Annotated in this window: 16 protein-coding genes; 12 read left to right on the forward strand and 4 right to left on the reverse strand. The window is 69.0% G+C overall.

Annotated elements, in window-relative coordinates:
- Window positions 1-320: 320 nt before the first annotated feature.
- The 4 genes from rho (at window position 321) to prmC (ending at window position 4,896) form a co-directional block, all read left to right on the forward strand.
- Complete coding sequence (rho, locus tag AB0I12_RS16600; RefSeq protein ID WP_359929951.1) at window positions 321-2,483, forward strand: transcription termination factor Rho; 2,163 nt, start codon at window positions 321-323, stop codon at window positions 2,481-2,483.
- A gap of 215 nt (window positions 2,484-2,698) precedes the next feature.
- Window positions 2,699-2,905, forward strand: coding sequence for a 50S ribosomal protein L31 (gene rpmE / locus AB0I12_RS16605; RefSeq protein WP_131291225.1), 207 nt, complete (start codon window positions 2,699-2,701; stop codon window positions 2,903-2,905).
- A 90-nt stretch (window positions 2,906-2,995) separates the two neighbouring features.
- Window positions 2,996-4,072: a peptide chain release factor 1 gene (gene prfA, locus AB0I12_RS16610; protein WP_359929954.1), complete on the forward strand. Its 1,077-nt coding sequence runs from the start codon at window positions 2,996-2,998 to the stop codon at window positions 4,070-4,072.
- Complete coding sequence (prmC, locus tag AB0I12_RS16615; RefSeq protein WP_359929956.1) at window positions 4,069-4,896, forward strand: peptide chain release factor N(5)-glutamine methyltransferase; 828 nt, start codon at window positions 4,069-4,071, stop codon at window positions 4,894-4,896. The genes prfA and prmC overlap by 4 nt, the downstream gene beginning before the upstream one ends.
- A gap of 109 nt (window positions 4,897-5,005) precedes the next feature.
- On the opposite strand, the gene AB0I12_RS16620 is transcribed toward prmC, so the two are convergent.
- The 4 genes from AB0I12_RS16620 to AB0I12_RS16635 all read right to left on the reverse strand — a co-directional run bounded on the left by AB0I12_RS16620 (window position 5,006) and on the right by AB0I12_RS16635 (window position 7,911).
- Complete coding sequence (locus AB0I12_RS16620; protein ID WP_359929958.1) at window positions 5,006-5,650, reverse strand: endonuclease/exonuclease/phosphatase family protein; 645 nt, start codon at window positions 5,648-5,650, stop codon at window positions 5,006-5,008.
- Window positions 5,544-5,891, reverse strand: coding sequence for a hypothetical protein (locus AB0I12_RS16625; protein ID WP_359929960.1), 348 nt, complete (start codon window positions 5,889-5,891; stop codon window positions 5,544-5,546). Before AB0I12_RS16625 ends, AB0I12_RS16620 begins: the two co-directional genes overlap by 107 nt.
- Window positions 5,888-6,823 (reverse strand): hypothetical protein, encoded by a 936-nt coding sequence (locus AB0I12_RS16630; protein ID WP_359929962.1) that lies wholly within the window; start codon window positions 6,821-6,823, stop codon window positions 5,888-5,890. Before AB0I12_RS16630 ends, AB0I12_RS16625 begins: the two co-directional genes overlap by 4 nt.
- Window positions 6,824-6,885: 62 nt before the next feature.
- A complete protein-coding gene (locus tag AB0I12_RS16635; protein ID WP_359929964.1) occupies window positions 6,886-7,911 on the reverse strand; it encodes an adenosine deaminase in 1,026 nt (341 codons plus the stop codon).
- 109 nt (window positions 7,912-8,020) lie between these two features.
- Between AB0I12_RS16635 and AB0I12_RS16640 the strand changes: the two genes are divergently transcribed.
- The 8 genes from AB0I12_RS16640 (at window position 8,021) to atpE (ending at window position 14,040) form a co-directional block, all read left to right on the forward strand.
- Complete coding sequence (locus AB0I12_RS16640) at window positions 8,021-8,998, forward strand: L-threonylcarbamoyladenylate synthase (RefSeq protein ID WP_359929966.1); 978 nt, start codon at window positions 8,021-8,023, stop codon at window positions 8,996-8,998.
- Window positions 8,998-10,116, forward strand: coding sequence for an MraY family glycosyltransferase (locus AB0I12_RS16645; RefSeq protein WP_355700082.1), 1,119 nt, complete (start codon window positions 8,998-9,000; stop codon window positions 10,114-10,116). The genes AB0I12_RS16640 and AB0I12_RS16645 overlap by 1 nt, the downstream gene beginning before the upstream one ends.
- A gap of 144 nt (window positions 10,117-10,260) precedes the next feature.
- Window positions 10,261-10,644, forward strand: a complete 384-nt coding sequence (locus AB0I12_RS16650; RefSeq protein ID WP_359929968.1) for a hypothetical protein — start codon at window positions 10,261-10,263, stop codon at window positions 10,642-10,644.
- Between the two features lie 125 nt (window positions 10,645-10,769).
- Window positions 10,770-11,921, forward strand: a complete 1,152-nt coding sequence (locus AB0I12_RS16655; protein WP_359929970.1) for a hypothetical protein — start codon at window positions 10,770-10,772, stop codon at window positions 11,919-11,921.
- 174 nt (window positions 11,922-12,095) lie between these two features.
- Window positions 12,096-12,560 carry a hypothetical protein gene (locus tag AB0I12_RS16660; protein WP_359929972.1) on the forward strand — a complete coding sequence of 155 codons (465 nt, stop codon included), beginning with the start codon at window positions 12,096-12,098 and terminating at the stop codon, window positions 12,558-12,560.
- Between the two features lie 90 nt (window positions 12,561-12,650).
- Entirely contained in the window at window positions 12,651-12,863 is a 213-nt protein-coding gene (locus AB0I12_RS16665; RefSeq protein ID WP_359929974.1) for a hypothetical protein, read from the forward strand.
- Between the two features lie 82 nt (window positions 12,864-12,945).
- A complete protein-coding gene (gene atpB / locus AB0I12_RS16670) occupies window positions 12,946-13,728 on the forward strand; it encodes a F0F1 ATP synthase subunit A (protein ID WP_359929976.1) in 783 nt (260 codons plus the stop codon).
- 75 nt (window positions 13,729-13,803) lie between these two features.
- Window positions 13,804-14,040: an ATP synthase F0 subunit C gene (atpE, locus tag AB0I12_RS16675; RefSeq protein WP_359929978.1), complete on the forward strand. Its 237-nt coding sequence runs from the start codon at window positions 13,804-13,806 to the stop codon at window positions 14,038-14,040.
- Window positions 14,041-14,066 lie beyond the last annotated feature (26 nt).

Raw genomic sequence — 14,066 nt, forward strand, 5'->3', positions numbered from 1 at the left:
CGGGGAATGCCGGACGGCTGACACGCGTTGTCACCCCTGGAGTCGGCAGAAGGACCTGTAGTGGTGCTAGTCTCGACTCACCCGATCCCCTCCAGGTGATCGGTGTGCTCTCGTCACGATCCGGGCTGTGCTCCCGGCACCCTGTGTTGTGTGGCGACCCTCCTGTGGACGTGACCTTGCGCCGCCTGCGTCGGAGATGTCCGGGGGGACTCAGATCGAGCGAGAGTCTCTTGTACCCCACGTGCCCGTTGTGCGGTCGTGGGTGAAATTGGTCGACGCGCCGTGCAGGCCGTCGACGATCCGTGTGGGAAGGACCTCACGTGACAGAAACTGTTGAAGCCTCCAGCGGAGCTGACGCCGCGGCGACCACCGCGACGCGTCGCCGGAAAGCTGGCGGCGGCCTCGAGGGCATGCTGCTCCCCGAGCTCAAGCAGCTCGCCGGGACACTCGGCATCAAGGGCACCGGCGCACTGCGCAAGGGCCAGCTGATCGAGGCGATCAAGGCCGCCCAGGCCGGCGGATCCGCCGGTGCTCCCGCGGGCGGCTCGACGAGCGGCACCAGGGCGAAGGCGCAGCCGAAGACGACGCAGCCGACGCTCGACGAGGCCGCCGATGCGCCCGCGGCGACGACCGCGGAGACGCCGGCGAAGCGTGAGGGCGGCAGCCGCCGGACCCGCGCCGCCGCCCAGAAGGACGCCCAGAAGGACCCGCAGGACGGCGCCGTGTTCGAGGCTGCCGGCGAAGCGCCCGCGGCGAAGACCGCGCAGCCGGAGCCGGCTGCCGCGACCGGTGCCGCCGAGCGGGTCGAGACCCGCGGCGGCGAGCGCGCCGAGGAGCGCGGCGACGACCGCGCCGACGACCGCGCGGACAACCAGGGCCGCACCCGCGACCGGAACCGCGACGGCAACCAGAACCGTGAGCAGAACCGGGACAGCAACCGGGACGGCCGCGACGGCAACCAGAACCGGGACCGCAACCGCGACGGCAACCGTGAGCAGAACCGCGACGGCAACCGTGATGGCAACCGTGAGCAGAGCCGTGACGGCAACCGTGACGGCAACCGTGACCAGAACCGGGACAACCGGGACGGCCGCGACGGCAACCGGGACAACCGCGGTGACAACCAGCGGAACCGGCAGGACCAGAGCGACCGCGGCGAGGACGGCGAGGGCCGTCGCCGGCGCCGCCGGGGCCGTGACCGGGAGCGCAACCGCGACGGTCAGAGCACCGGCACCCGCGACAGCGGGCGGGACAGCAGCCGGGACAGCAGCCGCAGCCGCGGCCGCGGCGAGCGGTACGACGCCGAGCCGACGATCACCGAGGACGACATCCTCGTCCCCGCGGCGGGCATCCTCGACGTCCTCGACAACTACGCGTTCGTCCGGACCAGCGGCTACCTGCCCGGCCCGAACGACGTGTACGTCGCCCTCTCGATGGTGAAGCGGTACGGCCTGCGCAAGGGCGACGCGATCACCGGTGCGGTGAAGCAGCCGCAGGAGGGCGAGCGCAAGGAGAAGTTCAACCCGCTGGTCCGGATCGACACCGTCAACGGTGCGGACCCGGAGATCGCCAAGCAGCGGCAGGACTTCAACAAGCTCACCCCGCTGTACGCGACCGAGCGGCTCCGCCTGGAGACCGAGCCGGGCATCCTGACGACGCGCATCGTCGACATCGTCAGCCCGATCGGCAAGGGCCAGCGCGGCCTGATCGTCTCGCCGCCGAAGGCCGGTAAGACGATGGTGCTGCAGGCGCTCGCGAACGCGATCACCACGAACAACCCCGAAGTGCACCTGATGGTCGTGCTGGTGGACGAGCGGCCCGAAGAGGTCACCGACATGCAGCGCACGGTCAAGGGCGAGGTCATCGCCTCGACGTTCGACCGGCCGGCCGACGACCACACCACGGTCGCGGAGCTGGCCATCGAGCGCGCCAAGCGGCTGGTGGAGCTCGGCCACGACGTGGTCGTGCTGCTCGACTCGATCACCCGGCTCGGCCGGGCGTACAACATCGCGGCGCCGGCCAGCGGCCGGATCCTGTCCGGCGGTGTCGACTCGTCCGCGCTGTACCCGCCGAAGCGGTTCTTCGGCGCGGCCCGCAACATCGAGGACGGCGGTTCGCTGACCATCCTCGCGACGGCGCTGATCGAGACCGGCTCGAAGATGGACGAGGTGATCTTCGAGGAGTTCAAGGGCACCGGCAACATGGAGCTGCGGCTGCGCCGCGAGTTCGCCGACCGGCGGATCTTCCCGGCCATCGACGTGGTCGCCTCCGGCACCCGCCGCGAGGAGCTGCTGATGTCCAAGGAGGAGACCCAGGTGGTCTGGAAGCTCCGCCGAGTGCTGTCCGCGCTCGACGGCCAGGCCGCGCTGGAGCTGCTGATCGGCAAGCTCAAGGAGAGCAAGTCGAACATCGAGTTCCTGCTCCAGGTCAACAAGACCACCCCGTCGACCGGCAGCAGCCACAGCACCACCAACGGCGACTGATCGACCGCTGCCGCATCGTGAGACCGCAATGGCATCCGGGGACCTGTTATTTCAGGTCCCCGGACGCCGGTTCGGGTCTCAGCCTCGCACCGGACGCCCGTGACGGTTGATTTCGCCGGGCGGGGCCTCGCGTGGCACACTTGTTTGCTGGTTCCGGTTCACGTTCGCGCCGTGCGGACGACCCGGGGCGCTTGATACTTCCTAGGAGAGTTGTTGTGAAGGCTGACATCCACCCGACGTATGTCGACACCACGGTGACCTGCACCTGTGGCGCCACGTTCCAGACGCGCTCGACCGCGGAGAACGGCGTCATCCACGCCGACGTGTGCTCGCAGTGCCACCCCTTCTACACCGGCAAGCAGAAGATTCTCGACACCGGTGGCCGGGTGGCCCGCTTCGAGAAGCGGTACGCCAAGAAGTAGCTTTCCTGCCGCGCGCCGGTTCTGCCCGTTCTGGGCGGGACCGGCGCGCGGTTTGTGTTGTCGGCGGTGGTCCGGGAGGAGGAGTGCGGCATGTTCGAGGCAGTTGAGACGCTGAAGGCGGAGTACGCCGAGCTGGAGCGGCAGATGGCGGAGCCGGAGCTGCACTCCGACCAGGCCAACGCCCGCCGGGTCGGCAAGCGGTACGCCGCGCTGGCGCCGGTGGTCCGTACGTACGACGAGTGGCTGCAGACCGGCGACGACATCGAGGCCGCGAAGGAGCTCGCGGCGGAGGATCCGGCGTTCGCCGAGGAGGCGACCAAGCTGGCCGCGCGCCGCGAGGAGCTCGCCGAGCGGCTGCAGACGCTGCTCGTGCCGCGGGACCCCAACGACGACAAGGACGCGATCCTCGAGATCAAGGCGGGCGAGGGCGGCGACGAGTCCGCGCTGTTCGCCGGCGACCTGCTGAAGATGTACCTGAAGTACGCCGAGTCGCAGAACTGGAAGACCGAGGTGCTGGACTCGGCCGAGTCCGACCTCGGCGGGTACAAGTCGATCACCGTCGCGGTGAAGGCGAAAGGCACGCCGGAGCCCGGCGACGCGCCGTACGCGAAGCTGAAGTTCGAGGGCGGCGTGCACCGGGTCCAGCGGGTGCCGGTGACCGAGTCGCAGGGGCGGATCCACACGTCCGCGGCCGGCGTGCTGGTGCTGCCGGAGGCCGAGGACGTGGACGTCGAGATCGACCCGAACGACCTGCGGATCGACGTGTTCCGGTCCTCCGGGCCGGGCGGGCAGAGCGTCAACACGACCGACTCCGCGGTCCGGATCACCCACCTGCCGACCGGCATCGTGGTCTCGATGCAGAACGAGAAGTCCCAGCTGCAGAACCGCGAGCAGGCGATGCGCGTGCTGCGGGCGCGGTTGCTGGCCGCGGCGCAGGAGGCGGCCGACCAGGAGGCGAGTGACGCCCGGCGGTCGCAGATCCGCACCGTCGACCGGTCGGAGCGCGTCCGCACGTACAACTTCCCGGAGAACCGTTTCTCCGACCACCGCGTCGGCTACAGGGCCCACAACCTCGACCAGGTCCTGGGCGGCGAACTGGAGCCGGTCATCAAGGCCCTGACGGACGCCGACCTCGCCGCCCGCCTCGAGGCCGTCGAGTCCCAGTGACCACCAAGGCACTTGTGTCGGCTTCGGCCGTCCGGTTGCGAGAGGCCGGGGTTGCTTCGCCGGAGTTCGACGCTGCTGAACTGCTCGCCTTCGTCACTGGTTCCAGCCGGCTGAACCTTCGTGAGCCCACGGCCGAGCAACGGGTGCGGTACGACGAGCTGATCGCGCGGCGGGCGGCTCGGGAGCCGTTGCAGCACCTGACGGGTACGGCGGCGTTCCGGTATCGGGAGCTCGCCGTGGGGCCGGGGGTGTTCGTACCGCGCCCGGAGACCGAGGTGATGGTCGGCTGGATCCTGGACCGGATCGCCGACGTGAAGAACCCGCTGGTCGTGGACCTGTGCAGCGGATCCGGGGCGATCGCGGGTGCAGTCGCGACCGAGCGGCCGGACAGCACCGTGCATGCGGTCGAGCTGTCGCCCGAGGCGGTCGTCTGGGCCCGGCGCAATCTCGAAGGCACTGGCGCGATCCTGCACGAGGGCGACATCGACGGTTGCCTGCCGGAGCTCGACGGTCACGTCGACGCGGTCATCTCCAACCCGCCGTACATCCCGCTGACCGCCTGGGAATCCGTGACCACCGAGGTCCGCGACCACGACCCGGCCCTCGCCTTGTGGTCCGGCGACGACGGCCTCGACGAGATCAAGGTCGTCGCGGCGACGGCAGCCCGACTTCTGAAGCCCGGCGGCTGGTTCGCCTGCGAGCACGCGGACGTCCAAGGCGAGTCCGCACCCGCGGTCTTCACCGCGACCGCCCTCTACACCGAGGTCCGCGACCAACTGGACCTGGCCGGCCGCCACCGGTTCACCACCGGCCGCCGCGTCTGAATCGGCAGCTCGACAGGAGGTGTCGGCCGCCGACCGCTTCCCGCACGCTCGGACCAGCCGCCGGACGCGCCCCAGTGGGCGTATACGTCCTGTCGAGCTTGCAGGCCGATCAGCGCGAGAGACCGCGGCGGCTGGGTGCGGCGGGGCGGGCGGGTGGGCGAGCGAGGTCCTGTTCGCGGATCCGGCCGATCGCGGGCGCCTCGGGGGTGCGGTGGGTGAGGCGGCAGGCGACTGGGTAGTGGTCGGCGCCTGGTACTCGGACCACCTCGACGTCGCGGGCGACCAGGTCGGGGGTGGAGAACAGGCGGTCGATCGAGCGGCCGTCCGGGGTGGTGACCGGGGGTGGGTCGCCGAACGCGTCGACCAGGCCGAGGGGCTCGCCGAAGACGTCGCGTGGGTTCGGCATGTTCAGGTCGCCCGCGACGACCGCCCGGCGGACGCCGCGCGCCGCCAGTTCCTCCCGCAGGTACGCCGTGAGCTCCGTCCCGTACTCACGCCCCGCACCGTCCTGGTATGTGTACTCGACACCCGACGCGCTGCGGAACATGTGGATCGGACACACCTGTCCACCGACGAGATCGACCTCACCGAGCCATCCGAGATCGGCACGCGCGACCAGGAAGCCCTTCGGATGCGGGTCCATCGGCTCACCGGTCCGCCAGTGCAGGAAGTCGATCGACGGGTCCGGCAGGTCGATCCGCTCCAGCTCGGTCAACGGGTACGCCGACACGATCCCCACTCCCAGCCGCGCCACGCCGGGAATGTGCGAGTCCGAGAACCCGTGCCGCGCGTAGTAGGCCGGCCCGGCCCGGCATCGCGGCGGCGGCCAGCCGCTCGAGCTGGTCGCCGTCCGGGTCGAGCTCGGTCACGATCAGCACGTCCGGTCGCAGCCCCGCGAGTGCGTGCCCGAAATCCGCCGTCCGGTCGGCGTCGTCGTACCCGTCCGGGCCGACCAGGCGGCCGCCCGCGATGTTGGCGAACGCGATCGAGATCATTCGTAGATCACCAGTTCCGGACGGGGTTTCAGCGCCATCACCTGCGCGGGCGTCATCAGCGGACCGTGCCGGGCATCCTCGGTGTAGAAGAGCTTGAAGCCGGCGTGCACCGCCGGCGGGAGACCGGTGGTCAGCTTCGCCCAGGTCTTGAGCTTGTCGGACCGGGCGCCGATCCCGTCGACCGACTTGATCGTCACCACGCCGGGGTGCGGCTTCAGCGCCTTCTCATCGCTGACGATCCGCGTCGACAGCTGGTGGAACACGAACACCTTCTCCGGCAGGCCGTTCGACTGCACCAGCGCCGACAGGTACGCCGCGATGCTGTCGAGCTCGGCGCCCGTGGTGTGCCCGAAGACCCGGCCGGGTACCTGCGCCGGACCGACTGCCCACTCGGGGTCGAACGCCAGGCCGACATCCGGCTCCTTCAGCCATCGCTCCAGGCGCTTCACCTCGGGCAGGATCTTCGCGCGCCCGGGCTGGATGTCGAGCAGCAGCAGCATCTTGTGCTTGCGCGCGACGGTCAGGTATTCCTCGATCTTCGCGTCGTCCATGCGCCCGCGGTAGAGGCCGTCCTTGCCCCGTGAGCCCTTGGCGACGACCGCGATCAGCTCCATCACCGGCAGGGGCGTCCGGCCGGCCGCGTAGGCGCGGGACAGCTTGTCCAACTTGGCGGCCTTCGCGTCGAGGTCCTTGTCCAGCGGACCGAGCGCCGGTGAGCCCGGCAGGCCGACGTACCCGACGAGTTGGTGCTTCGGGAAGATCACCCGCCCGCCGCGCGGCAGCCCGCCAGGCGCGGGCGGGGGAGTGGGACTGGGGCTGGGACTCGCGCTGGACCTGACAGCAGCGGGTGGCGGGCCGGCCGGCGCCGGCTCGTCACTGCAGGCCGCCAGACCCAGCATCGCGACGGCCAGTGCCCCACAGACTTTCCGCACCGGACCAGCCAACCACACCTCACACAGCAGAGTGGTTGGCCAGTCCGGCGGCAGTCTGTCGGCTACAGGGTGTTCTGAGCCACGTAGGTGTCGATCTCGGACAGCAGGGCCGACTTCACCGAGTCCTCGGCGAACGACACCCGCACGGCCGTCTTCGCCAGCTCGCCGACGCCGGCTTCGTCCAGGTCGAGCAGCCGTGCCGCGACGGCGTACTCGTTGGTGAGGTCGGTGCCGAACATCGGCGGGTCGTCGGAGTTGATCGTGACCACCAGACCGGCGTCGACCATCGCGCGCAGCGGGTGCACGTCGTACGACGCGACCGCGCGGGTCGCGATGTTCGACGTCGGGCTGACCTCGAGCGGGATCCGGTGCTCGCCGAGGTAGTCGACCAGGGCCGGGTCCTGCATCGTCGACGTCCCGTGGCCGATCCGCTCGGCCTTCAGGAATCGGACCGCGTCCCAGATGGTCTGCGGGCCGGTCGTCTCGCCGGCGTGCGGGACGCTGTGCAGCCCGGCCGCGACCGCCGCCTCGAAGTGCGGCTGGAACTGCGGCCGCGGGACCCCGATCTCCGGCCCGCCGAGCCCGAACCCGACCAGACCCTCGGGCCGGACCTTGGTGGCGATCCGCAGCGTCTCGTCGGCGCCCGGCACGCCGTCCTCACCGGAGATGTCGAAGATCCACCGCAGCACCAGGCCGAAGTCCTTCTCGGCCGCGATCCGGGCGTCCTCGATCGCCTCGCAGAACGCCTCGGCGGCGATCCCGCGGATCACCGACGTGTACGGCGTGACGGTCAGCTCGGCGTACCGCAGGTTCTGCTGGCCGGCCATCTCGCGGGCGATCTCGTAGGTGAGCAGCCGGACGTCCTCGGGCGTCTTGATCAGCTCGACGACGGACAGGTAGATGTCGATGAAGTGGGCGAAGTCGCTGAACTTGAAGTACTCGGTGAGCAGCGCCGGGTCGGCCGGCACCGGCGACCCGGGGTGCCGCGCGGCCAGCTCGGCCACGATCCGCGGCGACGCGGACCCGACGTGGTGGACATGCAGCTCGGCCTTCGGCAACCCGGCGAGGAACTCGTGCGACACAGTCATGCCGGGGATCCTAAGGAGTCGCCGGGGTTTCCGGCGCGAAAGCTGACAATCGAATGTAAGGAAGAGCCCGGTTGGAGTCCGGGCCCGCGCGAGTGGCACGATTCACTCCGTGAGTGAGCGCTTCGACTTCACCGGGGACGAACTGGCACCGGCCTACCGCGCTGCGGTGGACGCCATCGAGGCCGGCGACCTGGTCGTCTTCCCGACCGACACCGTGTACGGCCTCGCCGCCGACGCCTTCAAGGCCGACGCCGTGCAGCGGCTGCTGGACGCCAAGGGGCGCGGGCGGGACGTGCCGCCGCCGGTGCTGATCTCGGTCGTCGAGTCGCTGGACGCGCTCGCCACCGACGTACCGGACAACGGCCGCAAGCTGTGCGAGGAGTTCTGGCCGGGGCCGCTGACGGTGATCTGCCACGCGCAGACCTCGTTGATGTGGGACCTGGGGGAGACCCAGGGCACGGTCGCGCTCCGCGTCCCGGACCACGAGAACACCCGCGAACTGCTGTCCCGGACCGGGCCGCTCGCGGTCAGCGCCGCCAACAGGTCCGGCCGGCCCGCGGCGCTGGACGTGTACGACGCCGAGGAGCAGCTGGGCGACTCGGTCGCGGTGTACCTCGACGGCGGCGAGGCGACCGCGGGGGAGCCGTCGACGATCGTCGACCTCACCACCGACACCCCGCGCGTGGTCCGCGTCGGCGCGATCTCCCTCGACCAGCTCCGCGCGATCGTCCCCGAGGTCGTCGCCGAGTCCGGCGACTCCGCCGAGCCCACCCCCGAACAGTCGCCCGAGCCCGAAGACAAACTCGACGAGAAGGCCGACGAGAAGGCCGACGAGAAGGTCGAGGAGAAGTCTGACGAGAAGGTCGACGAGAAGGCCGAGGACAAGGTCGAGGACAAGGTCGAGGACAAGGTCGACGAGAAGGTCGACGAGAAGGCCGACGACAAGGTCGAGGACAAGGTCGAGGACAAGGTCGACGAGGAGAAGCCGGACGAGACGGTCGCGGACGAGCCAACCGAAGCGCCGGCCGGAGCGTCCAAGCATGATGAGGCGAAGACGACCGATCCCGATGTGAGGCCTGCGGACTAGTGCGCGAGTACCTGCTGGTCCTGTTCGTGGCGATGGCCACGACCTTCCTGCTGACCGGCGTCGCCCGGCAGATCGCGCTGCGCTACGGCGCGGTCGCCAAGGTCCGGGCCCGCGACGTGCACAAGGTCCCGATCCCGTACTTCGGCGGCCTGTCCATCCTCGGCGGCCTGATCGCCGGTTTCGCGGTCGCGTCCAGCCTGCCGTTCCTCGGCAACAGCCTGCAGGTCGCCCACGACGCCCGCGCGATCCTGGTCGGCGGCGTGGTGATCTGCGCGGTCGGCGTGGTCGACGACCTGTACGAGCTGGACGCGATCACCAAGCTGGCCGGCGAAGTGCTCGCCGTCGGCGTACTCGTGGTCCAAGGCATCCAGTTGTACTGGCTGCCGCTGCCCGGCGGCGTGATCTCGCCGTCGCCCGCGCAGCTCGCCGTACTCACCGCGGGCATCCTGCTGGTGTCGTGCAACGCGGTGAACTTCGTCGACGGCCTGGACGGTCTCGCGGCCGGCGTCACCGCGATCGGGGCGACCGCGTTCTTCACGTACTCGTACCTGCTGAACGTGCACGAGAACCTCGACCGCGCGACGACCTCGACGCTGATCACGGTCGCGCTGGCCGGCGCCTGCCTCGGCTTCCTGCCGCACAACTTCTTCCCTGCAAGGGTTTTCATGGGCGACTCCGGCGCCCTGCTGATCGGCCTGATGCTGGCCGCGTCGACCATCAGCCTGACCGGCCAGATGGACCCGAACGCGGTGCCGTACGAGGTCGGCGGCTCGAGCCTGCTGCCCGCGCTGCTCCCGCTGGTGCTGCCGATCGCGATCCTCGCGATCCCCGCGCTGGACCTGACGATGGCCTACGTACGCCGGACCAAGGCCGGCCGGTCGCCGTTCGCCGCCGACAAGCAGCACCTGCACCACCGCCTGATGCAGCGTGGCCACTCGCACCGCCGGGCCGTCCTGCTGATGTACCTCTGGACCGCTTTGATCGCGTACGGCGTGGTGGTCCTCGGCCTCGTGCTGACCTGGTGGACGGTGCTCGTCGTGCTGGCCGTCGCGGTCACCGCGGTGCTCCTCACGACCGGTCTCCCGAGGCGTTCCCGGAAACCGCTCGCCAAAGTCTGAGCTGCGGCAATCACGGCTTCAAGCACTTGCCACTTCCTGCAATCTCACGCTTTGTATGGGTAGTTGTACGTTTTGTATCTGGCTGTCTCACATGTTCGTTGAGACATTCCCTTTTCGGCGACATTCCATCGAGAGGGGAATTTCATGAAGCGAGCACTGACCCGGGCCATCGCCGCAACGACGATCGGCGCGGCGGCCGCTGGAGGACTGTCACTGGCTGCGTGGGGGACGACGGATTCGGCACAGGCCTGCAGCCACTACGTCGCACCGCCGGATTCCAACGCCACCTACGTATGGGTGAGCGGAAGCCGGCGCGGTTGCACCAACACTGTGCGGCTGACGCTCGAGCTGATGCGCAGCTACTGGGGGGTCGACGGTGTGATGAAGACCGTGACCGGTACCGGCGTCAACTTCGAACTGACTGCCAAGACGACCTGTGCCACGGTGGGCAAGGGGCGTGAGGTCTACGGGCGGCTGAAGAGCTCGGCAGGCGGTACCTGGCAGGGCGCCAAGCAGACGGAGTGCTGATTCCAGCACCCAGATTCCGTCTGCTGTGACGCCTCCGGCGGCGGCGCTGAGTCCCGCCGCCGGGGGTGTCCGGTCCGAGGAGAAGGATCGAGATGTCCCGCAATCGCCCGTACCTGTTGGATGTCGTGCTGCTCGCCGTCGTGGCCGCGTTGCCGACGACGCTGCTGAGTGGCCGGATGATGCTTGAATGGCGGTACGCGACGTGGTCGGAAACAGCCCGCGTCCTGTCCACCACTCTGATCGTCGTTTTGCCGGTGATCACCTTGGCTGTCGTGGTGATCGTCGGTAAGGCCCCGCCGGGCGCGCAGTTCGTCCGCCGTGCGGCCGTGGCGAGCTCGACCGGTTGGATCGTGGGCGCGCTTCCGGCACTGATCTGGGCGTTCCGAACCGCCGGCGACACGCCACGGCTGCTGTTCCTGCTCGTGCCGGTGGCCTGGGTGGCCGCGACAGCCACGGGGACGGCGGTCCTCGCGTCAGTGGTAGCGCGGGGTGTCGCATTGCTTGCCGTGGTGGCCTTCTGGACGATCGCCATCCTGGCCGATCTGGTCACCGGCCAGCGTTCCCGGTGGCTCTTGTTCTTGCCATTCAGTGGACTGTCGGGTGAGCCGTCCGGCGAAGTCGTGCTGAATGCCTGGCTGGCCGTCGTGCGGTTGTCCGTTGCTGCCGCGATCGTCGTCGGCGTGTTGTCCGCCAGGCTGCGGAGAAGGACGGGTACATGGGCGACCGCTGGTGTCGTCGCCGCGCTGGTTGCCTTTCCGGTGCCCGTCTACGCTGCGGCCGACCCGAAGGTCGTCTGCTCGGGCACCGCGATTCGGGTGTGTCTGCTGGCGGAGCATCGGCAGGACCTTCCCGCCGTGCAGGCGATCGTCGATCGGATGGCTGCCGAAGCTGGTCCGAAGCTGTTCCCGTTCACGCTGGCCAGCGAGGTGGCCGCGAACGGTCCCGGCACGATCCAGCTCGCGGTCGGTTCGCAGCGGTCGGCATCGCTCGCCCGTGATGTGACCGGTCAGCTGGCGGGGAAGATTGCCAGGATCGACCGCTGTGCGCCGACCCCTGGCCAGCGGGTCGATCCGGCCTACCGCTTGGTCGCGTTCTGGTTTGTCGAGCAGTCCGGACTGCCACTGGCGGAGTTCGCCCAGGATGCGGCCCTCGAGCCTCGGCTGGCTGCCTGGCGCGGGCGGCCGAGCCAGGTCACGACCGGTTTGCGTGCGCTGGCCGGACAGCTGGACAGTTGCCAACTGACGATCGATGAGCTGCCACCGGGGTCAGACCAGTGAGGGCGGTGGCCTACCGATAGGGTGTTCGTGTACAGCGGGCGGGTCTCGTTTTGCTGACCGTGCAGACTTTGTGCTAGTTTTCACAAGCACCAGCAAAGAACAGCGACACCCCTGACCCCGCCCACCCGACGAGTTGGCCGCGAGACCAGCCCGCCTGCAGGACGGAACCACCAGATGGCTCCCACGGCTCACAGCCCGAAGCCCGCCGGACAAGCGACCAAGCACCCGGCGCTGGCAATGTTGCGTGGCGCTCTCGTTGCCGCCCTGGTCGTCGGTGTGAATGCTGCCGCGGTGTCCACCGTCGCCGCCGGTCTGCGCGGCCTCTGGGGTGCGCTGCTGGGGCTGCTGATCGTGGTCGTCTTCTCCGGCGTCGGTCTGCTCGCGCTGCACCTGTCCCGCAAGACGTCCCCGACGATGCAGCTCGCCGTCGCGATGGCGTCGTACACGGGCCGGATCGCGGTCTTCGGCGGTCTGCTCGCGATCGCGCTGAGCTCGGACAGCCTGGACGAGCACGTGAACCTGACCGTCCTCGGCCTGGTCGCCATGGTGGTCGTGATGGGCTGGATGGCCGGCGAGATCTGGGCCTGGTCCCGGCTGCGGGTGCCGATCTACGACCTCGACAAGGACGTGACGGCGTGAGCACCGTGGGTGACAACTTCCCTGCTGTGGTGGAAGTTACGGGCCCCGATGTGACCGCAACTGTCGCCGACTGGTACGTTTCGGGTGCCAATGAACGAGCATCAGGATCCGAAGCCATCACCCGGAGGGGGCGACGGCTGGCGGGTCCTGTCCTACTTGATCGGCGGTGTCCTCGTCTACGGGGGCATCGGCTTCGGGTTGGATCGCCTCTTCGGCACCCAGTTCCTGCTTCCGGTGGGCATCGTGCTCGGTGCCGGGCTCACCATCTTGATGTTGCACTTCCGGTACGGGTCGCGGTCCTGATCCTCACCGACCGCCATGCCCTGAGCCGCCCTGCCCTTTGCTACAAGGCGTCCGACTTGAGCACGACGCGAGAGGAGACCCGGTGACCGCCGGCGTTCCGACCGAGTTCATCGCACCCGGTCCACAGAGCTTCGACACCCCGCCGATCATCGACGGCGTGGACTGGTTCACCAAGCCCGTCCTGATCAGCGCGCTGACCGTTGTCGTCATCGTCTGGTTCTACTGGGGTGCGTCCCGCAAGGCCGCGATCGTCCCGACCAAGCTGCAGTTCGCCGGCGAGCTCGGGTACAACTTCGTGCGCAACTCGATCGCCCGCGACGCGATCGGCAGCCAGGAGTACATGAAGTTCGTGCCGTACCTGTGCGGCCTCTTCTACTTCATCCTGCTGAACAACGTGGCCGCGACCGTCCCGCTGCTGCAGTTCCCGACCTTCAGCCACATCGGCTGGGCGTACGTGGCGGCGATCATGAGCTGGGTCATCTACAACGCGGTCGGGATCCGCAAGCACGGCGCCTGGGGCTACTTCAAGCACCAGACCATGCCGGCCGGTGTGCCGGTCTGGCTGATGCCGCTGATGATCCCGATCGAGTTCATCTCGAACATCCTGGTGCGCCCGGTCTCACTGAGTCTGCGGCTGTTCGCCAACATGTTCGCCGGCCACATCCTGCTGCTGGTGTTCGTCCTCGGCGCCGAGTACATGGTGTTCGAGTCCGGCAGCATCGCGCTCGGCGGCGTCGGCGTCATCACCTTCCTGATGGGCCTCGCGATCGCCGGACTGGAACTGTTCGTCCAGTGCATCCAGGCCTACATCTTCGTGGTGCTGACAGCGCAGTACATCGGCAGCGCCATCGCCGAAGACCACTGATTCGCCGTACCCCCATAGACCCGTAGCAACGGAAACCCGGATAGCCCCTATCCGTACCGAAAGGAAACACCGCAAATGAGCAACATCGCTCTCGCAATCACCGGCAACATCGCCGTCCTGGGCTACGGCCTCGCCGCGATCGGCCCGGGCGTCGGCGTTGGTCTGATCTTCGCGGCGGTCATCAACGGCACCGCGCGGCAGCCGGAGGCCCAGAGCAAGCTGCAGTCGATCGCGTGGATCGGCTTCGGCGTCACCGAGGTTCTGGCCATCATCGGTATCGCGCTGGCGTTCGTGTTCAAGGCCGGCGCCTGATCCACCCCTTTTCCAGACTGACTGAC

This window comes from Kribbella sp. NPDC050459 (genome assembly GCF_040655315.1).
Taxonomy (GTDB): domain Bacteria; phylum Actinomycetota; class Actinomycetes; order Propionibacteriales; family Kribbellaceae; genus Kribbella.